The 17202-nt window shown below is 72.4% G+C and carries 22 protein-coding genes; 13 read left to right on the forward strand and 9 right to left on the reverse strand.

The genetic code is table 11. The annotated features are described in order from the left end of the window. Positions 1-13: 13 nt before the first annotated feature. Positions 14-1075 carry a CobW family GTP-binding protein gene (locus HGK68_RS08355; RefSeq protein WP_169165546.1) on the reverse strand — a complete coding sequence of 354 codons (1062 nt, stop codon included), beginning with the start codon at positions 1073-1075 and terminating at the stop codon, positions 14-16. An 84-nt stretch (positions 1076-1159) separates the two neighbouring features. Between HGK68_RS08355 and rpmB the strand changes: the two genes are divergently transcribed. Genes rpmB through rpmF form a run of 6 tightly spaced genes read left to right on the forward strand, consistent with a single transcriptional unit; the run spans position 1160 to position 2408 of the window. Further along, positions 1160-1396, forward strand: coding sequence for a 50S ribosomal protein L28 (gene rpmB, locus HGK68_RS08360; RefSeq protein ID WP_169165547.1), 237 nt, complete (start codon positions 1160-1162; stop codon positions 1394-1396). Beyond that, positions 1396-1563 carry a 50S ribosomal protein L33 gene (gene rpmG, locus HGK68_RS08365; protein ID WP_169165548.1) on the forward strand — a complete coding sequence of 56 codons (168 nt, stop codon included), beginning with the start codon at positions 1396-1398 and terminating at the stop codon, positions 1561-1563. Before rpmB ends, rpmG begins: the two co-directional genes overlap by 1 nt. Further along, the gene (gene rpsN / locus HGK68_RS08370) at positions 1563-1868 is read left to right on the forward strand and encodes a 30S ribosomal protein S14 (RefSeq protein WP_169165549.1); all 306 of its coding nucleotides are present in this window, start codon (positions 1563-1565) and stop codon (positions 1866-1868) included. Before rpmG ends, rpsN begins: the two co-directional genes overlap by 1 nt. A 5-nt stretch (positions 1869-1873) precedes the next feature. Further along, positions 1874-2128, forward strand: coding sequence for a type B 50S ribosomal protein L31 (locus HGK68_RS08375; RefSeq protein ID WP_169165550.1), 255 nt, complete (start codon positions 1874-1876; stop codon positions 2126-2128). Further along, complete coding sequence (gene ykgO / locus HGK68_RS08380) at positions 2125-2247, forward strand: type B 50S ribosomal protein L36 (RefSeq protein WP_013882594.1); 123 nt, start codon at positions 2125-2127, stop codon at positions 2245-2247. The genes HGK68_RS08375 and ykgO overlap by 4 nt, the downstream gene beginning before the upstream one ends. Beyond that, on the forward strand, positions 2247-2408 hold the full coding sequence (gene rpmF / locus HGK68_RS08385; protein ID WP_169165551.1) for a 50S ribosomal protein L32: 162 nt from the start codon (positions 2247-2249) through the stop codon (positions 2406-2408). Before ykgO ends, rpmF begins: the two co-directional genes overlap by 1 nt. A gap of 96 nt (positions 2409-2504) precedes the next feature. Here rpmF and HGK68_RS08390 read toward each other — a convergent pair whose 3' ends face one another. Together HGK68_RS08390 and HGK68_RS16265 are read right to left on the reverse strand one after the other, a co-directional pair. Then, entirely contained in the window at positions 2505-3455 is a 951-nt protein-coding gene (locus HGK68_RS08390) for a squalene cyclase (RefSeq protein WP_169165552.1), read from the reverse strand. 53 nt (positions 3456-3508) lie between these two features. Next, positions 3509-3631 carry a hypothetical protein gene (locus HGK68_RS16265; protein WP_281358337.1) on the reverse strand — a complete coding sequence of 41 codons (123 nt, stop codon included), beginning with the start codon at positions 3629-3631 and terminating at the stop codon, positions 3509-3511. A gap of 60 nt (positions 3632-3691) precedes the next feature. Between HGK68_RS16265 and HGK68_RS08395 the strand changes: the two genes are divergently transcribed. Continuing rightward, positions 3692-4732: an FUSC family protein gene (locus HGK68_RS08395; protein ID WP_169165553.1), complete on the forward strand. Its 1041-nt coding sequence runs from the start codon at positions 3692-3694 to the stop codon at positions 4730-4732. A gap of 4 nt (positions 4733-4736) precedes the next feature. On the opposite strand, the gene soxR is transcribed toward HGK68_RS08395, so the two are convergent. The 4 genes from soxR to fdxA are packed head-to-tail and all read right to left on the reverse strand — an operon-like array spanning position 4737 to position 7448. Beyond that, entirely contained in the window at positions 4737-5189 is a 453-nt protein-coding gene (soxR, locus tag HGK68_RS08400; RefSeq protein WP_169165554.1) for a redox-sensitive transcriptional activator SoxR, read from the reverse strand. Beyond that, complete coding sequence (locus HGK68_RS08405) at positions 5186-6502, reverse strand: FAD-dependent oxidoreductase (protein ID WP_169165555.1); 1317 nt, start codon at positions 6500-6502, stop codon at positions 5186-5188. The genes soxR and HGK68_RS08405 overlap by 4 nt, the downstream gene beginning before the upstream one ends. Position 6503: 1 nt before the next feature. After that, positions 6504-7100, reverse strand: a complete 597-nt coding sequence (locus HGK68_RS08410) for a superoxide dismutase (RefSeq protein WP_169165556.1) — start codon at positions 7098-7100, stop codon at positions 6504-6506. Positions 7101-7109: 9 nt separating this feature from the next. Then, positions 7110-7448, reverse strand: a complete 339-nt coding sequence (fdxA, locus tag HGK68_RS08415; protein WP_169165557.1) for a ferredoxin — start codon at positions 7446-7448, stop codon at positions 7110-7112. An 84-nt stretch (positions 7449-7532) separates the two neighbouring features. Here fdxA and HGK68_RS08420 point away from each other — a divergent pair, with 84 nt between their 5' ends. Continuing rightward, positions 7533-8246: a YoaK family protein gene (locus HGK68_RS08420; RefSeq protein ID WP_169165558.1), complete on the forward strand. Its 714-nt coding sequence runs from the start codon at positions 7533-7535 to the stop codon at positions 8244-8246. Between the two features lie 24 nt (positions 8247-8270). Then, on the forward strand, positions 8271-8582 hold the full coding sequence (locus HGK68_RS08425; RefSeq protein WP_169165559.1) for a hypothetical protein: 312 nt from the start codon (positions 8271-8273) through the stop codon (positions 8580-8582). A gap of 51 nt (positions 8583-8633) precedes the next feature. Here the strand turns inward: HGK68_RS08425 and HGK68_RS08430 are convergent, their stop codons facing one another. After that, the gene (locus HGK68_RS08430; protein ID WP_169165560.1) at positions 8634-10223 is read right to left on the reverse strand and encodes a methyl-accepting chemotaxis protein; all 1590 of its coding nucleotides are present in this window, start codon (positions 10221-10223) and stop codon (positions 8634-8636) included. A 221-nt stretch (positions 10224-10444) separates the two neighbouring features. Here HGK68_RS08430 and HGK68_RS08435 point away from each other — a divergent pair, with 221 nt between their 5' ends. From HGK68_RS08435 to HGK68_RS08450, 4 genes are all read left to right on the forward strand, one after another. Then, complete coding sequence (locus tag HGK68_RS08435) at positions 10445-12052, forward strand: FAD-dependent oxidoreductase (RefSeq protein WP_169165561.1); 1608 nt, start codon at positions 10445-10447, stop codon at positions 12050-12052. 66 nt (positions 12053-12118) lie between these two features. Next, the gene (locus HGK68_RS08440; RefSeq protein WP_206155723.1) at positions 12119-14287 is read left to right on the forward strand and encodes a hydantoinase/oxoprolinase family protein; all 2169 of its coding nucleotides are present in this window, start codon (positions 12119-12121) and stop codon (positions 14285-14287) included. Further along, on the forward strand, positions 14284-14853 hold the full coding sequence (locus HGK68_RS08445) for a hypothetical protein (RefSeq protein ID WP_169165562.1): 570 nt from the start codon (positions 14284-14286) through the stop codon (positions 14851-14853). The genes HGK68_RS08440 and HGK68_RS08445 overlap by 4 nt, the downstream gene beginning before the upstream one ends. A 3-nt stretch (positions 14854-14856) precedes the next feature. Beyond that, positions 14857-16146, forward strand: coding sequence for a transporter (locus HGK68_RS08450; protein WP_169165563.1), 1290 nt, complete (start codon positions 14857-14859; stop codon positions 16144-16146). Positions 16147-16164: 18 nt separating this feature from the next. Here the strand turns inward: HGK68_RS08450 and HGK68_RS08455 are convergent, their stop codons facing one another. Then, entirely contained in the window at positions 16165-17196 is a 1032-nt protein-coding gene (locus tag HGK68_RS08455) for a LacI family DNA-binding transcriptional regulator (protein ID WP_169165564.1), read from the reverse strand. Positions 17197-17202 lie beyond the last annotated feature (6 nt).

Genomic DNA, 17202 nt, shown 5'->3' on the forward strand with positions numbered 1-17202 from the left:
GCTTCGGCACGGATCACACCCCCGACCGCTCCCCCAGCCACGGCTCCAGCACATCCGCCCGCCCCAGCCAGGCGTGCATCCCCTCTCCGTACTCCTCCGCGGTCAGCAGCACGTCCTCGAAGGCCGCCACCAGCTCGTGCCGCCCGGGCCCGATGCCGGTGATCACCAGCCGGGTCGCCGGTTCCCGCCCGCCCCAGTGCCCCATCGCCCCGAGGGAGAGCTGGTGGCCCGCCCCGTCCCAGACGCAGATGCTGTCGGGGCGGCTCGGCACCCAGAAGTGGCCCCGACTGCGGAACGGGGTGTCGCCCAGCCGGTGGACGTCGGCGACCAGGCGCTCGGGGTGCAGGGGGCGGTCCGAACGCAGATCGAGGGTCCAGACGCCGTGAGCGGTGGGTGCCTGCGGCCGGGGCGCGACGGCCAGCGGGTCGAGGCGGCGTTCCCCGGCCGTCCGGTCGTGGGTCCCGGCGACGACGGCGTCGACGGAGAGGGCGGCGAGACCGGCGATCCGCCCGGAGTCGGCGGCGCGCAGGTGGTCGAGCAGGTCGGAGCCGACCGGGTCGATGGCCCCCTCGACCACGACCAGGTCGGCATGACCGAGCTGCGCCGCTGCGGCTTCCGCGACCGCGCGGCCGTCGTCTTCGGTGAGGGCGATCCCCCGTTCGACCAGCAGATCGTCGCCGAGCAGGTCGTCCTGGGCGGTGCTGCCGTCGATGACGGTGAGCACTCGGGCGAGCCGCAGTCCGCGCAGGTCGTTCAGCGCGCGGACCACCGGCAGGGATTCGGCGGACACCGGCAGGGCGAGCAGCACCGCATCCCAGCGCGGGTCGGCGGCCAGGCGTTCCAGGGTGGGCACCGCGTCCTCACGCACCGAGCAGCTCAGGCAGGCGTGCGCGAGCGGGACCAGCAGATCCTCGATCACTCCTCCGGCGTCGACCACCACCCGGCGGATGCCGCCGTCGACGATGTCGTGCCGGAGCACCACGAGCCCGGGCCGGTCGATCACGAGGCCGAAGATCGCGGTGTCGCGCAGCACCGGGTCGAGGGTGGACAGCACGGACAGCGGCTTGCGAGGCACGGGTGGACTCCTTCGACGCGGGGACGGACGCCCCACCGTAACCGATTGCTGCTAATGGTTCTCACTAGCGTTAGAGTGTGCGCCATGTCCGCTTACTGCCAGGTGCTCGGGACCGTTCCCGGGTTCGGCCACTCGATCTCGCACTCCCACCGTCGGACCAAGCGCCGGTTCGACCCGAACATCCAACGCAAGCACTACTGGGTGCCCACCCTGGGCCGCACGGTCACGCTCCGGGTCAGCGCCCGCGGCATCAAGACCATCGACAAGCTGGGCATCGACGTCGTCGTGGCCAGGATCCTCGCCCGCGGGGAGAAGGTCTGATGGCCGGGCGCGTCGACCTGCGACCGGTGATCAAGCTGCGCAGCACCGCCGGCACCGGCTTCACCTACGTCACCCGCAAGAACCGCCGCAATGACCCGGAGCGCCTGATCCTGCGCAAGTTCGACCCGGTGGTCCGGCGGCACGTCGACTTTCGCGAGGAGCGCTGATGGCCAAGCAGTCGAAGATCGCCAAGAACGAGCAGCGCCGGGCGGTGGTCGCCCGCTACGCCGATCGCCGCCGGGTGCTCAAGCGCGCCAGCGTCGACCCGGCGGGCACACCGCAGTCCCGCACCGAGGCGATGGCCGCCCTGCACGCCCTGCCCCGGGACGCCAGCCCCACCCGGGTGCGCAACCGGGACGTGGCCGACGGGCGACCGCGCGGACACCTGCGCCGGTTCGGGCTCTCCCGGGTCCGGATGCGGGCGATGGCCCACCGCGGCGAACTGCCCGGTGTCACGAAGTCGAGTTGGTGAGGACCATGAAGCCGCACATCCATCCCGAGTACCGCCCGGTCGTCTTCCGCGATCCATCGGTCGGCTACGCCTTCCTGACCCGCTCCACGGTCCGCACCGACCGGACCATCGAGTGGGAGGACGGCCACACGTACCCGCTGGTCGACGTCGACGTGTCGTCCGCCAGCCATCCGTTCTGGACCGGCAAGGGCCGGGTCCTGGACACCGCAGGCCGGGTGGAGAAGTTCCACCGCCGCTACGGCACCGGAGGCGACCGATGAAGGTCCGCGCGTCCCTCGCGTCGCTGAAGAAGAAGGACGGGTCGATCGTGGTCCGTCGCCACGGGAAGACCTACGTGATCAACAAGCGCAACCCGCGCTGGAAGGCGAGGCAGGGCTGATGGCGGTCCCCAAGCGCAAGCTCTCCCGCAGCAACACCCGCGCCCGGCGCGCCCAGTGGAAGGCGAGTCCGGCGGTGCTGGTCACGGCGCGTCGGCCCGACGGCGAGCTGGTGGCGGTGCCGCGGCGTCTGGTGCGGGCGGTGCAGCGCGGGCTGATCTGAACCGACGGCTGGTGGAGGGGCTGCGCGACCCCTCCACCGGCCGGGCTCAGCGGGCGGTTCACCAGCCAGGCTCAGCGCGCCATCCGCCGGTCGCGCTCATCGCCCCGCCCACCACTCCAGCACCCGCAGCGCCTGGAACGTCAGCCACGGCGACGCCTCGCCCTCCGGCACGTCGACCTCGAACCACACCTCCCCCGCCAGCACCGGCCCCTGAGCCCAACGCCCGTCGGGTCGCTGCGCGTCCTCGATGAACCCGATGGCCTCGGCCAGTCGCGGATCGGGTGGTGTGCCGTCGTGTCGACCGGCGGCGCGGAAGTAGTCGGCGGCGGACAGCACGTTGTACTTCCACCGCGCCGGGTTCCGGAAGACCGTCGTCCAGGGTCCAACCGGCTCGCCGGTGGACAGGCGTCGGTGCAGTCGCCGGGTGAGCAGGTACTCCTCGCCCCGGTGCCGGACCGCCGCCGTGCGGTCCCGGTCGCCGGTGCGCCGTTCGTAGTCGAGCAGGCCACGCAGCGCGTTCAGGGTGGAGTGGAAGGACGAGCGGGTCGAGCCGTCGATCCACTCGCAGTTCCAGCCGCCGTCCGGCAGTTGGTGTGCGCCGAACCAGTCGACCAGGGCGTCGACGTCGGCACCGAGCCAGAGGCCGTTGGACAGGGTCCAGGAGTTGATGCACACGTCGACCTCGCCGCCCCAGTAGGGCAGGTCGTCGTACTCCCAGCGCACGGCGGCCAGGCGTTCCGCGGTGTCACCGAGCGCCGCGGCGTCCACGCCCCACTCGCGCAGGCTGGTCAGCGACCAGGTCGTCGCGGTCCACGGCTGGCCCGGACCGCTCCCGTCGAAGCCACAGGGGAAGAAGGCACCACCCGCCCACTGGCCGTCCGGGTCCTGCCGAGCGAGCAGCCGGGCACCGAACCCCCGGACGGCGACCTGTCGCCGGGTCTGCTGCCAGACCGGTTCGGGCTCGTGCAGCAGGTCGCGTTGCACCTGCCAGCGCAACGCGGGATCGGTGTCCAGCAGCCAGGTGACGAGCTCCGGTGCCGTCGTCATCCGGCCAGGCTACGCGCGAGCACCGGCGACGTCAGCGCCGGACCCGACCGGGCTCAGGACACGTCGTGACCGCACCACTGCTCGGCCGGGACCGCCGCCCGCACGTCGTCGACATGCTGTCCGCAGCCGGACCAGGTGGTCTTGCCGCACTCGGAGCACTTCACCGGGATACACATGCGCCCAGTGTCGCAGCTTCGACCTGCGGAACCCGATCCGGACGGTCACCCTGGTGGGATATGTCGCTACGCACCTGGCTCTCCCTGCACCCTCGCGTGACCGGCGCGGTCAAGGCCACCGTGTCCGCGCTGCTCGCCTGGGCGCTGGTGCACGCGGTGCCCGGGCCGTGGAGCGAGTACCCGTACTACGCGCCGCTCGGGGCGGTGATCGCCTCCGCCGTCACGCTGCGCGCCTCCACCCAGGGGGCGTTCCAGGCGATCGGCGCGATGGCGGTGGGGGCGGTGCTGGCCCGCGCCGTCGATCTGCTGCCGCTGCCGCAGTTCCCGTCGCTGGGGATCGTGGTCCTGCTCGGCGTGCTGGCCTCCGGGTGGCGACTGCTCGGGTCCTCCGGGTCCTGGGTGACGACCTCCGCGCTGTTCGTGCTGGTCATCGGGCACTCCGACCCAGTCGACTACACGCTGGCCTACGTGGGGCTGACCACGGTCGGGGCGCTGATCGCGATCGGGGTCAACGCACTGATCCCGGCACTTCCGCTCACCCCGGCGCAGCGGGCACTGGACCGGCTGCAGGAGCGCACCGCCGAGCACCTGGACGCACTGGCCGCCGCGATCGCCGCGGACGAGCTGCCGGACGATGCCACGTTGCGCACCGCCCTGGACACCGCCGACACCGCCACCGACCAGGCCCGGGATTCCGCCCGCGCCAACTGGAACGCCCGGCGGTACCGCACCTGGCGAGCCAGTCTGGACCGGCAGTCCGAGGCGCTGGTGCAGGCGGCGCGCACGGCGCAGGACGCGCACCGGGCACTCAGCGCCGCCTCGACCGGTGTGCCCGGCCTCGCGGAGGGGCCGGCCGGACCCGGGCGCTACCCCGACGACGCGACCGGCACCGCGTTGAGCACCGCCGCCGAGCTGGTCCGGTCCATCGACGACGGCGCCCCGGACCCGGAGGCCGTCGAGCGGCTGTCCCGGGCCATCGCGGAGGCCGAACGCGCCGCGATGGACCCCGAACCCGGGGCGCCGGACCGACGGACCCCCGCGGTGCTGGTCGCGCTCGCGACGCTGCTCCCGCACCAGTCGGAGCAGAGCGACAAACCCTGATCCCTCACCCGGACCCGGTCAACCGCACCGGGCCCTGACCGCGCTCGGCCAGGACGTCCTCCGGGTTGAGCAGGGCGCACGCCTTCAGCGACAGGCAGCCGCAGCCGATGCAGCCGACCAGATCGCGTTCCAGACGCTCGATGGTCCGGCGTCGCTCCTCCAGATGGACCTTCCACGCCCGGGACATCCGCTGCCACTCGGTGGTGGTCGGCGGCCGGTCCAGCGGCACGGTGGCCAGCACCTCGGCGACCTCCTCCAGCGGGATGCCGAGCCGCTTGGCGATCACGATCAGCGACACCCGCCGCAACATGTGCCGGGGATAGCGGCGCTGGTTCCCGGCGGTGCGGGTGGCCGCGATCAGGCCCTGGCGCTCGTAGAAGTGCAGCGCGGAGACGCTGACCCCCGTGCGGTGGCTCACCTCGCCGACCGACAGGGTGTCGTCGGGCTGCAGGGTCATCCGCGCTCCCAGGCCGCCGCGAGGATCTGGTCCCGGGTGCCGAACTTGGTGCGCTCCCGACCACGGGCGGCGCCGGCGGCGAGTTCGGCGGCGTCCACCCGGAGCCATTCTGCCCAGCCGACCGGGCGGCGGGTGAGCAGGTCGTCCACCCGCTGCCCGGCCCCGTTCGGCACCAGGTCCTCGACCAGGGACTCCACGGTCTCCTTCGCGTCCGACTTGGTGGAGCCGATCAGACCGACCGGGCCGCGCTTGATCCAGCCGGTGGCGTACAGCCCGGGGACCGGCTCGCCCCGGTCGTCGAGCACCCGACCCGCCCGGTGCGGGATGGACCCGCGCACCGGGTCGAAGGGCACGCCCGGCACGGGTGAGCCGGTGTACCCGACCGCGCGGTAGACCGCCTGCACCGGGTAGCTCTCCTGTTCACCGGTTCCGCTTACCCGGCCGAGCGGGTCCGGCGCGGTGCGCTCGACGGTCACTCCGGTCACCCGGTCGGTGCCGTCCACCCGGACCGGCGCACGGTAGAAGTGCAGGTGCACCCGCCGTGCTGCCCCGGTCGGCTCGCGGCTCGCCCACTGCTGCAACGTGTCGACGATCTGTCGCTTGGGGCCGAACTGCGCGACCATCCGGCGACCGTGCTCGTCCAGATCGACCTCCGCCGGGTCCACGATCACGTCCACCTCGGGCTGCTCGCCGAGCTCGCGCAGCTCCAGCGGGGAGAACCGGGTGTCGGCCGGGCCACGGCGGGCGAACAGGTGCACGTCCCGCAGTCGACTGTCGGCGAGGCCCGCGTGCACGTGGTCGGGGATGTCGGTGTGCACCAGGGCGTCGGCGGGCTTCGCCAGCATCCGGGTGATGTCCAGCGCCACGTTCCCGGCGCCGATCACCGCCACGTCGGTGGCCCGCAACGGCCAGGACGGGGCGGCGTCGGGATGGGCGTCATACCAGGCGACGAAGTCCGCGGCGCCGTAGGAGCCGGGCAGGTCGTGACCGGGGACGTCCAGCAGCGCGTCCCGGTCGGCGCCGGTGGCGAGCACCACCGCGTCGTACCGGGCGCGCAGCTGGTCGACCGTCACGTCGCGGCCCACCTCGACGTCGCACAGCAGCCGGATGGCCGGGGCCGCCACCAGCTCGTGCAGCGAGTCGACGATCCGCTTGATCCGGGGGTGGTCCGGGGCGACGCCGTACCGGACCAGGCCGTAGGGCACCGGCAGCTTCTCCAGCAGGTCCACCGTGACGTCGGGCCGGGCCCGGGTCAGCAGGTGGGCGGCGTAGATGCCCGCCGGGCCGGCGCCGACCACGCAGACGGTGGGCACGTCAGCGGCCCCGTGCCGCGGCGAACCGCTGCGCGACGTCGGCCCAGTTGACCAGGTGCCAGATCGCCGCGACGTAGTCGGCCTTCACGTTCAGGTAGTCCAGGTAGAACGCGTGCTCCCACATGTCGAGCATGAACAGCGGGACGATCCCGGCGGGGACGTTGCCCTGCTGGTCGAACAGCTGGAACACCAGCAGGCGCTCGCCGACCGGGTCCCAGGCGAGCACCGACCACCCGGAGCCCTGGATCGAGGTCGCCACCGCCCCGAAGTGCTTCCGGAACGCCGCCATCGAGCCGAACTGCTCGACGATCGCCGCCAGCAGCTCGCCCTCGGGGTCGCCACCGCCGTCCGGGGACAGGTTCTGCCAGAAGATCGAGTGGTTGCTGTGGCCGCCGAGGTGGAAGGCAAGGTCCTTCTCCAGCTGCGGGACGGTGCCGAAGTCGCCGGACTCGCGGGCCGCGGCGAGCTTCTCCAGCGCGGTGTTCGCCCCGGTGACGTACACCGCGTGGTGCTTGTCGTGGTGCAGCTCCATGATCCGGCCGGAGATGTGCGGCTCGAGGGCGGAGTAGTCGTAGGGCAGGTCGGGCAGGGTGTACATGGAACTCCTTCAGTCGGTGAGCAGGTCGGCGTTGACGTCGGCGGGCAGGGCGGTCACCAGCGGGTGGTCGGCGTCCACCGGTCCCTGGCGGGCGGCGCCGCCCGGTGAGCCGAGCAGGTCGAAGAACTCGACGTTCGCCCGGTAGTAGTCGCTCCACTGCGAGGGCACGTCGTCCTCGTAGTAGATGGCCTCCACCGGGCAGACCGGCTCGCAGGCACCGCAGTCGACGCACTCGTCGGGATGGATGTAGAGGGAGCGCTTGCCCTCGTAGATGCAGTCGACCGGGCACTCGTCGATGCACGCCTTGTCCTTGATGTCGACGCAGGGCTGCGCGATCACGTAGGTCATGCTGCGAACCTAGAACCTCAACCGCAGTTGAGGTCAAGGCCCTTGGTCGGAGAGACATGGGACGACTGGGTGCAGAATGGTGCTATGAAGGTCCGCACCCGCCCCGAGCACCCCGCCACCGGTGCCGCCCTCGCGGTGGTCGGCGGCTTCCTGGACGCCTACACCTACGTCGCCCACGACGGCGTGTTCGCGAATGCGCAGACCGGCAACGTGGTCTTCGTCGCCATCGATGTCGCCCACGGCCAGTGGGCACAGGCGGCGCACTACCTGCCGATCATCGGCGCCTTCATCCTCGGGCTGATCGCCGCCGAGTGGCTGGCCGCCCACCGCGGTCTGCCCGGGCTGAGCGACCCGACCAGGATCGTGCTGGGTCTGGAGATCGCCGTCCTGCTGGCCGTGGCGGCACTGCCGACGACGCTGGCCTCCGCGTGGACCACGATGGCGGTCGCCTTCGTGGCGGCGCTGCAGGTGACCACGTTCCGCCTGGTGCGGGAGACCACCTACAGCACCACGATGACCACCGGGAACCTGCGCAATCTGGTGACCGCGACCTACGAATGGCTCGGCGGCTACAACCCGGCGCAGAAGGTGGTCGCCGCCCGGCTGAGCCTGATCGTGCTGGCCTTCGCCAGCGGTGCGGCGGTCGGTGCGCTGGTCAGCGCGCCGGACGCACTCGGCACCCGGGCCACCGTCCTCGCCGCCCTGGTCCTGGTCGGCGTCCTGGTCGCGATCGAGACGCATTCCCGCCGGACGGTCACCACCCAGGTCCTCCGGTCGGGTGAAACCGTTCGGGTCTGAGCCCGACCTGCCGATCGGGTCGACATGACGATCTCCATCAGCAGCAGCAGTGGCAACCGCGCACCGGCGGTGGGCTCCCCCGCACAGGTCGCCTACGACCGAGCGGTCAAGGCCCTGGTGCAGGCCCAGCAGAAGCTGGCCCAGGACGGCATCTCGGGTGCCGGCGAGGACCAGGTGAAGGCCGACCAGCTCGCCGTGGAGCTGGCGCAGGTCGCGGTCGAGCAGGCCGCTGCCCGTCTGGCCCAGGAGCAGAAGTCCGCGGAGCCGACGGTGATCCAGCGGGAGCGGGTCGGCACCGTGCGGGAGCCCGAGGGCGCCCTGGACGTGCTGGCCTGACCCGACTGACGGTGGGTACGGCGCCGGACCGGGCCGTACCCACCGGGTGAGTCAGTAGCGGAAGGTCGAGACCTGACCCCGCAGCTCCTCGCTCATCCGGGCCAGCTCGCGCACGGCGTCACCCATCTGGCCGAGGGTCTGGCTGGACTGCGCCGACGCCTGGGCGACGCCGGTGATGTTGTGGGCGATCTCCCCCGAGCCGGTCGCGGCCTCGGCCACCGACCGGGACATCTCCGTGGTCGTGGCGGTCTGCTCCTCCACCGCACTGGCGATCGTCAACTGGTAGTCGTTGATGCTCGCGATGATCGTCGAGATCTCCCCGATCGCGGTCACCGCACCCGAGGTATCGGCCTGGATGGTCTCCACCCGGCGCGCGATGTCCTCGGTCGCCTTCGCCGTCTCCTGCGCCAACTCCTTGACCTCACCAGCCACCACCGCGAAGCCCTTACCGGCCTCACCGGCACGCGCGGCCTCGATGGTCGCGTTCAACGCCAACAGATTCGTCTGCTCCGCAATGGACGTGATGACCTTGACCACGTTGCCGATCTCCACCGAGGACTCCCCCAGCTTCGCGACCTGATCATTGGTCACCGCAGCAGCATCCGTGGCCTGACCAGCGACCTTCGCCGCCTGCGACGCGTTCTGCGCGATCTCCCGAATGCTGGCACCCATCTCCTCGGCACCAGCCGCCACCGTCTGCACATTCCGCGACACCTGCTCAGCAGCAGCAGCCACCACACCCGCCTGCGCCGACGTCTGATCCGACCCGGCGGCGACCTCACCGGAGGCGGCGGACAGCTGCTCGGCGGCCGCGGCCACCGCCTGGGCGGTCTCCACCACACCGGCCATCGTGCCGCGCAGGCTGTGCTGCGCGCTGGCCAGGGCGGTCGCCATCTCGCCCAGCTCGTCCTTGGTGTGCACCTCCGGCACCCGGGTCAGGTCACCGGTGGCCATCGCCTCGGCGGTCGACTTCACCCGGCCGGCGGCCCTGGCCATCGACCCGGCGATCCGCAGGCCGAGGGCCATCGCCACCGCTGCCCCGGCGAGCAGCAGCACGAGCACCACGATCCGGCCCGTGGCGGCGGCGCTGGCGGCGTCCTCGGTGGCCGTCACGGTCCGCTCGCGCAGCGAGTCCAGCAGGGTGGTCGTCGCGTCGCCGAGCTTGTAGTAGATGTCGTAGGCGTCCCCGGTCACCAGGGCGTCCCCGGCGTCCAGCTCCTCGCTCTGGTAGGCGGCGACCACCCGGTCGTCGGCGGCGAAGAAGTCCTGCCACTGCGACTCGATCTGGGCGAAGGTCTCCGCCTCCGCACCGGTCAGCTGTGCGGGATCCACCGCGTCCAGCGCGGCCTCCAGCTGCTGCTTGGAGGTGAGGAACCCCGCACGGTTCACGCTCTGCGGGTCGACAGCGGCCGGGCCGCCGACCTTGCGGGCGTCCCAGGCGTAGGCGGTCTGCCAGCCGGACACGTCCGCGTTCATCGTGCGGATCTCGCCGACCTCGGTGGAGACCTCCTGGAGCTCCGCCAGCTGCTCATTGGCCGACGCGACCCGGCCGAGCACGACCTGGGAACCGATGCCGACCAGCACCGCCGTGGCGGCACCCACGGCCGCCACTCCCAGCACCTTGACCCGTACACCCGCCATGTTGTCCTCCCGTCAGAACCCTGCGTCCCAGCGAATCGACTGCGCGGAGATGGTTGAAAGGAAAACCGACGGGCGATCTTCGACCGCAGCGCAGCGCACTGTTGTGCTAATACGCATAACTGCCTACGGTCCCAGAGCAGCGGGTGATCCACGGTTCGCCCCACCACACGACGGCGTGTGCGTGCACGCCGTCCCCAGCGCCAGCGATCGGGGAACCATCCATGACAGTGAGCACGGACGTCGTCATCATCGGGGGTGGACTCGGCGGAGTCGCCGCCGCCCTGGCGGTCTGCCGGGCGGGACGGCGCGCGATCCTCACCGAGGAGACCGACTGGCTCGGCGGACAGCTCACCTCCCAGGCGGTGCCGCCGGACGAGCACCCCTGGGTGGAGCAGTTCGGGGTGACCGCTGCCTACCGATCACTCCGGGACGGCATCCGCGACTACTACCGCCGGCACTACCCCCTGCGCCCGGAGGCGGCCGCCGACCCACGTCTGAACCCCGGTGCCGGCCGGGTCAGCAAGCTCTGCCACGAGCCGCGGGTCGCGGTGGCGGTGATCGATCAGCTGCTCGCCCCCCACCGCAGCGCCGGGCTGCTGACCGTGCTCACCGAGCACCGTCCGGTCGCCGTGCGGATGGACGGCGACACCTGCGCCGCCGTCACCGTGGTCGACCGGGACGGCCGCACCACCACCCTGGTCGGCGAGTACGTCCTGGATGCGACGGAGACCGGCGACCTCCTGGCCCTCGGTGACGTCGAGCACGTCACCGGCGCCGAGTCCCGGGCCGAACACGGCGAGCCGCACGCGCCCGAGCAGGCCGACCCGCTGAACCAGCAGGGCATCACCTTCTGCTTCGCGGTCTCGCACCACGAGGGTGAGGACCACACCATCCCCCGCCCCGAGCAGTACGACTTCTGGCGCGCGTACGCGCCGGAGTTCTGGACCGGGCCCCTGCTCAGCTTCACCGCCCCGGACCCCCGGACGCTGGAGGCGGGCACCCGCAGCTTCGAGCCGAATCCCGATCAGGACCCGTTGGCGGTCAGCGCGGACCAGAGCGCCGACGCCGGCGACAAGGAGCTGTGGGGGTTCCGCCGGATCCTCGCCCGGAAGCTGTTCGCCGACGGCGCCTTCGACTCCGACATCTGCCTGGTCAACTGGCCGTTGAACGACTACTGGCTCACCCCGCTGGTCGGCGTGGACGACGCCACCCGGGAGCGTGCGCTGGCCGAGGCCCGGCAGTTGTCGCTGTCCGTCCTGTACTGGTTGCAGACCGAGGCGCCGCGACCGGACGGAGGCACCGGATTCCCGGGCCTGCGGCTGCGGCCGGACGTCACCGGCAGCGCGGACGGTCTGGCCAAGGCCGCCTACGTCCGCGAGTCCCGACGGATCCGGGCCGTCACCACCGTGGTCGAGCAGCACGTGTCGGCCGCGATCGTGGGCAGCACCAGGCGGACCCGGTACCCGGACGCGGTCGGGGTCGGCAGCTACCGGATCGACCTGCACCCCTCCACCGCCGGGGACCACTACATCGACGTCGCCAGTGTCCCGTTCGAGATCCCGCTCGGCGCCCTCGTGCCGGTCCGGGTGACCAACCTGCTGCCCGCCGGGAAGAACATCGGCACCACGCACATCACCAATGGCTGCTACCGGCTGCACCCGGTGGAGTGGAACGTCGGCGAGGTCGCCGGCGCGTTGGCCGTGCACTGCCTGCGGCACGGCCTCACCCCCCGCGAGGTCCAGGCCGACCCGGCCCGGTTCGCCGACTTCGCCGCGGTCCTGGACGCCCAGGGCGTCGAGCGGCACTGGCCCGAGGTGCAGGGCTACTGAACGACCCGGGTCGACGGCGATCCGGTACACGACCGGCGGCAGCCCCGCCGAGGAGGAGAGACGAACGTGGTGGAACACCAGGACGTGAGCGCCCCGGCCCGGCTCCGGGTCGGCATCGACGTCGGCGGCACCTTCACCGATGCCGTCGCGATCGACGCGGCCACCCTGCAGTTGGTCGGCCAGGCCAAGACCCCGACCAGCCACGACCACCCGGACGGCGTGGCCCACGGCATCGTCACCGCCCTGCACCAGCTGCTCGACCAGGTCGGCCGGTCCGCTCGGGACGTGGTGTTCCTGGCGCACGGCACCACCCAGGCGACCAACGCGCTGCTGGAGGGCGATGTCGCGCCGGTCGGGCTGATCGGGATCGGCACCGGGGCGTCGGCGGTCTTCACCAAGCGCCTGGCGGGTCTGCGCACGATCGAGATCGCCCCCGGCAAACACCTTCCGGTGGAGTACGCGCACCTGCGCGACCCGCACGACGCGGCGGCGATCGGGGGCGTGCTGGACCGCTTCGACGCGGCGGGCATCCGGTCGGTCGTGGTCAGCGAGCCGTTCTCGGTGGATGTGGCCGAGGGCGAGGACCTGGTCGCCGACGCCGCCCGGTCCCGCGGCTTCCTGGTCACCGCCGGACACGAGATCTCCTCGCTGTACGGCCTGAGCAAGCGCACCCGGACCGCGGTACTGAACGCGGTGATCCTGCCGCGGATGTTCGCCACCGCCGATCTGGTCGCCGACTCGATCGCCCGGGCCGGGATCACCGCGCCGCTGATGGTGATGCGGTGCGACGGCGGGGTGATGAGCCTGGACGAGATGCGCCGCCGCCCGCTGCTCACCGTGCTCTCCGGCCCGGCAGCGGGGGTCGCGGGCGCACTGATGCAGGAGAAGGTCACCGACGGGGTGTTCCTGGAGACCGGCGGCACCTCCACCGACATCTCGGTGATCCGGAACGGCCGGGTGGCGGTGCAGTACACCGAGTTCGGCGGCAGTTCGACCTTCCTGTCGGCCCTGGACGTCCGCGCGGTCGGGGTCGGCGGCGGGTCGATGGTGCGGGCCGACCTGGGCGCACGCAGCGTCGTCGGCGTCGGACCGCGCAGCGCACACATCGCGGGGTTGCCGTACGCCTGCTTCGCCTCCGCGGACGACCTGACCGGAGCCCGGCTGTCCACCGTCGCGCCGGTGCCCGGCGACCCGTCGGACTACCTGGTGCTCGACGGGCCGGGTGGCCGGTTCGCCCTGACCCTGACCTGCGCCGCGAACGCCCTCGGGCTGGTCGGCGAGCAGGACTACGCCCGCGCCGACCAGGAGGTGGCAGCGCTGGCCCTGACCCCGGTGGCCGAGGCCCTCGGCCTCAGTGTGCGGGACGCCGCCCAGCGCGTGCTGGCCACCGGTACCGAGCCGGTGCTGGACGTGGTGCGCGCCCTGATCAAGGACTACCGACTCCCCGAGGACCAGGTGGTGCTGGTCGGCGGCGGTGGCGGCGCTGCCGCGGTCACCCCGTTCGCGGGACATGTCGGCGAGCTGGAGTGGCGGATCGCCGACCACGCCGAGGTGATCAGTCCGATCGGCGTCGCGCTGGCCCTGATCCGCGAACAGGTCGAGCGGGTGATCCCGGGCGCCACCGACGAGCAGATCCTCGGCGTGCGGCGGGAGGCCGAACAGGCGGTGATCGCGCAGGGCGCCGACCCGCACGAGGTCTCGGTCGACGTCACGGTGGACCCGCAGTCCCACACCGTCCGCGCGGTCGCGTCGGGGGCGACCGAGCTGCGCACCCAGGACCGGTCGAGCCGGTTGTCCGACGACGATCTGCACCGGCTGGCGGCCCGCAGCCTGCGTGTGCCGCCCGAGGAGGCGCAGGTGCTGGCCAGCACGGCGGCGCACCGGGTGTACGGGGCGCGTCGACGGCGACCCTGGTGGCGCCTCGGCGGCGGCCCCGAACACCCGGTCCGGGTGCTCGACCTCGATGGTGTGGTGCGCTTCGCCTCACCGGACGCCCGGGTCGAGCAGGGCACGGTCGGTGACGGCACCGCGATGCTGCCCCGCGCGGTCGCTGACCTGACCAGCTACGGCGACGGCGGCAGCCGGGCCCCTGCGCTGCGCCTGCTGGTCGGCCCCCGGATCTCCGATCTGTCCGGTGTGCTGGACGAGTCCTCGCTGATCGCACTGGCCCGCTCGGAGCTGGAGGGTCGGGACCGCCGCGAGGACCTGGTCGCGGTGCTGGAGCGTCGGGCATGACGCGGACCCTGCGTCGGCTGGACGCGGTGGACGACGTCGAACTCGGCATCCGGTTGCTGCGCGGCACGCCCACCAACGAGGGCCGGGACGACGCCCAGCTCCGGCGGATCAGCATCGCCGCCCAACGGTTCGGTGCGGACCTGGCCGCCGACCACACCGAACCGGCTGACGGCGCCGTGGTCGTCGAGCGGTCGGGCGGTGATCGGTCCGTGGTCGCTCGCTATCTGCCGCGTCGCGGCCGGATCGAGCTGTTCACCGACACCGTGGCGCACTGCGAGTCAGTGGTCGCGCGCCTCGGCTGGACCGACCGCTTCCCGCCGGGCACGGTCCGGGCGGCCGCCGTCCTGCACGAGCGGGCCCACGAGCGGATCACCCATCGGCACGCGGCGGAGTTGCGCGCGGCGGTCGGCGTGCCCGCGTTGCGGCTGGGCCGGTGGACCCGATGGGCGTACGTCGCGGGCGCCGAGGAACTCGCCGCGCACGCCTACGCCGGAGCGGTGCTCGGACTGCCCCGCTCCCCCCTGCTGATCACCGCGGCGGCGATGGCCGCCATCGAGGAGGACTGACCCGTGGGATTCGTCATCATCGGCATCATGGTGGTGGGGGTCGTCCTGATCCTCACCGGCAAACTGCCGACCGCCTTCGCGCTCGCCCTGCTGGCCTCCGCCATCGCCCTGGTCGCCGGGGCGTCCCTGTCCGGCGCCGAGAACAGCCTGCTGACCACGGTGTACCAGGAGGGCGCGGTGAAACTCGCGTCCACCATGATCGCGGTCCTGCTCGGCTCATGGCTCGGCTCCCTGCTACGGGAGACCGCGATCGCCAGCACCCTGGTCCGCAAGACGGTCGAGTTCGCCGGTGACCGACCCGTGGTCGTCGCGCTCGGCATCCTGCTGGTCTCCGCGCTCTGCGGGTCGGTCACCGGATCGGCACCCGCCGCGCTGCTGGCCGGCGTGATCGGAATCCCGGCCATGATCGCGGTCGGCATCCCCAAGGTCACCGCGGCCGGCACCATCCTGATGGGCATCGGCGCCGGCGTGCCCTTCGAGCTGCCGGTGTGGCAGTTCTTCTCCACCGCGCTGGACATCCCGGTCCCGGACGTGCGCTCGTTCATGCTCTACCTGTTCCCGTTCGCGGCGGTGGCGGCAATCGCCTACGTGCTGATCGAGTCGCGTCGGCGCGGCCCGGTGCACGAGTGGTCGATGGCCGCGCTGTCCACCCGGGGACGCGCTCCGTCCCGTCGCCAGCGGTTGGGCGACGCGCCCTGGTTCTCGCTGCTCACGCCGCTGGTGCCGATCGTCCTGGCGCTGGTGTTCCTGGTGCCGATCATCCCCTCGCTGCTGGCCGGGGTGGTCTACGCCGTGGTCACCACCACCCGTCCGAGTCAGATGGCGACCCGTCTGCTCCGTTCGCTGTACGACGGCTTCACGGTGGCCGCTCCCCCGATCACCCTGTTCATCGCGATCGGCATGCTGCTGGCCGCGGTGAATCTGCCCGGCGCGGTGGGTGCCCTCACCCCGATCGTCGAGGGCATCACCCCGACCAACCCGGTGCTCTACGTCGTGGTGTTCTCCGCCCTGGTGCCGCTCTGCCTGTACCGCGGGCCGCTGAACCTGTTCGGTCTCGGTGCCGGGATCGCCGGTGCGATGACCGCGATCGGGGTCTACCCGGCGATGGCCGTCCTCGGCCTGATGACCTCCTACAACCAGGTGTTCGGCGTCTCCGACCCGACCAGCACGCAGACCGTGTGGGCGGCGCAGTACTCCGGGGTCAAGCCGCAGCAGGTGCTGGTGCGGACACTGCCGTACGTCTGGGTGGTGGCCATCGGCGGCATCACGACCTCGGCGGTGCTCTACCTGTGAGGCCCCTGGTGCCGCCGGTCAGCCGGCCGGCGGCACCAGCGTCGCACCCTCGACCACCGGACAGTCCAGGAGCGTGCGCAGCTGCTCGGGGTCGGGCCGGTCGTCGGCGGACAGCAGCCGGGCCAGCAGCGCCAACGACCGGCGGCCCAGCTCGGTGCGGGGCGGGTCGAGCCGGGTCAGCTCCTCCGGCCCTGGCTCGGCCCGCCCCGGCGCACCCAGCGCCACCACACTGAGCTGCTCCGGGACGCGTAGCCCCGCGGCCCGGGCCCGCGCCAGCACCGCCGCCGCCAGGGCGGCGTCCTCCACGATGGCCAGGGTGGGCGCATGCTCCTCGATCGCCGCCCAGGCGAGGTCGACCTGCCCCGGGCCTGCCTCCACCTCGATCGGGTGCGCGCCGGTCGACCCGTCGCGGACCCCGGTGCGCCGGTCCCATACGGATTCGCCGCCGGCCGGCAGATGCAGGAACAGCATCCGGCGGTGCCCGAGCTCGACAGCTCCGCGCACCAGGTCCCGGGTGGCGGACACGTAGTCGATCCCCACATACGGGATCTGCGGGGCGTCACGACGTCCGACCGCGACCACCCGGAACCCGCCGTCCACCAGCCGGCCGAGCTCGGCGGCATCCATGGTGAGCCCGAGCAGCAGCACGCCGTCGGCCAGCCGCAATCGGGTCGGACCGTCGAAGAGGCGCCGCCGTCCGTCCCGCACCGGGGCACTGGTGAAGAGCATGAGATCGCAGCCGACGCGTTCGGCCTCGGCCTCGATCCCGGTGAGCAGCGGAGCGTAGAAGTCCTGGCTGCCGGTCGGGAACGCCGGTTCGTAGGTGAACACCCCGATGATCCGGTTGTCCATCCCCGCCAGCCGCCGCGCCGAGGGATCGGCGACGTACTGGGTCTCCTGGATCACGCGCAGCACCCGGTCCCGGGTCTCGGGCGGGATCCGACTCTTCCCGGCGCGTTCGTTCAGCACCAGGGACACCGTGGCCTGGCTCACCCCGGCCAGCTCGGCGATCCGGCGCTGGGTGACCCGGCCCGAACTGGTGCGCGCCATCGCGGC

Origin of the sequence: Cellulomonas taurus (assembly GCF_012931845.1) — a bacterium.
Classification (GTDB): Bacteria; Actinomycetota; Actinomycetes; order Actinomycetales; family Cellulomonadaceae; genus Cellulomonas; species Cellulomonas taurus.

Coding starts and splice junctions, on each gene's coding strand:
- HGK68_RS08395 (WP_169165553.1), top strand. CDS start 3,692: ATGTCGCTACGCACCTGGCTCTCCCTGCACCCTCGCGTGACCGGCGCG.
- rpsN (WP_169165549.1), top strand. CDS start 1,563: ATGGCCAAGCAGTCGAAGATCGCCAAGAACGAGCAGCGCCGGGCGGTG.
- rpmF (WP_169165551.1), top strand. CDS start 2,247: ATGGCGGTCCCCAAGCGCAAGCTCTCCCGCAGCAACACCCGCGCCCGG.
- HGK68_RS08420 (WP_169165558.1), top strand. CDS start 7,533: ATGAAGGTCCGCACCCGCCCCGAGCACCCCGCCACCGGTGCCGCCCTC.
- rpmG (WP_169165548.1), top strand. CDS start 1,396: ATGGCCGGGCGCGTCGACCTGCGACCGGTGATCAAGCTGCGCAGCACC.
- HGK68_RS08410 (WP_169165556.1), bottom strand. CDS start 7,100: ATGTACACCCTGCCCGACCTGCCCTACGACTACTCCGCCCTCGAGCCG.
- ykgO (WP_013882594.1), top strand. CDS start 2,125: ATGAAGGTCCGCGCGTCCCTCGCGTCGCTGAAGAAGAAGGACGGGTCG.
- fdxA (WP_169165557.1), bottom strand. CDS start 7,448: ATGACCTACGTGATCGCGCAGCCCTGCGTCGACATCAAGGACAAGGCG.
- HGK68_RS08435 (WP_169165561.1), top strand. CDS start 10,445: ATGACAGTGAGCACGGACGTCGTCATCATCGGGGGTGGACTCGGCGGA.
- HGK68_RS08375 (WP_169165550.1), top strand. CDS start 1,874: ATGAAGCCGCACATCCATCCCGAGTACCGCCCGGTCGTCTTCCGCGAT.
- rpmB (WP_169165547.1), top strand. CDS start 1,160: ATGTCCGCTTACTGCCAGGTGCTCGGGACCGTTCCCGGGTTCGGCCAC.
- HGK68_RS16265 (WP_281358337.1), bottom strand. CDS start 3,631: ATGTGTATCCCGGTGAAGTGCTCCGAGTGCGGCAAGACCACCTGGTCC.
- HGK68_RS08445 (WP_169165562.1), top strand. CDS start 14,284: ATGACGCGGACCCTGCGTCGGCTGGACGCGGTGGACGACGTCGAACTC.
- HGK68_RS08425 (WP_169165559.1), top strand. CDS start 8,271: ATGACGATCTCCATCAGCAGCAGCAGTGGCAACCGCGCACCGGCGGTG.
- HGK68_RS08430 (WP_169165560.1), bottom strand. CDS start 10,223: ATGGCGGGTGTACGGGTCAAGGTGCTGGGAGTGGCGGCCGTGGGTGCC.
- soxR (WP_169165554.1), bottom strand. CDS start 5,189: ATGACCCTGCAGCCCGACGACACCCTGTCGGTCGGCGAGGTGAGCCAC.
- HGK68_RS08455 (WP_169165564.1), bottom strand. CDS start 17,196: ATGGCGCGCACCAGTTCGGGCCGGGTCACCCAGCGCCGGATCGCCGAG.
- HGK68_RS08390 (WP_169165552.1), bottom strand. CDS start 3,455: ATGACGACGGCACCGGAGCTCGTCACCTGGCTGCTGGACACCGATCCC.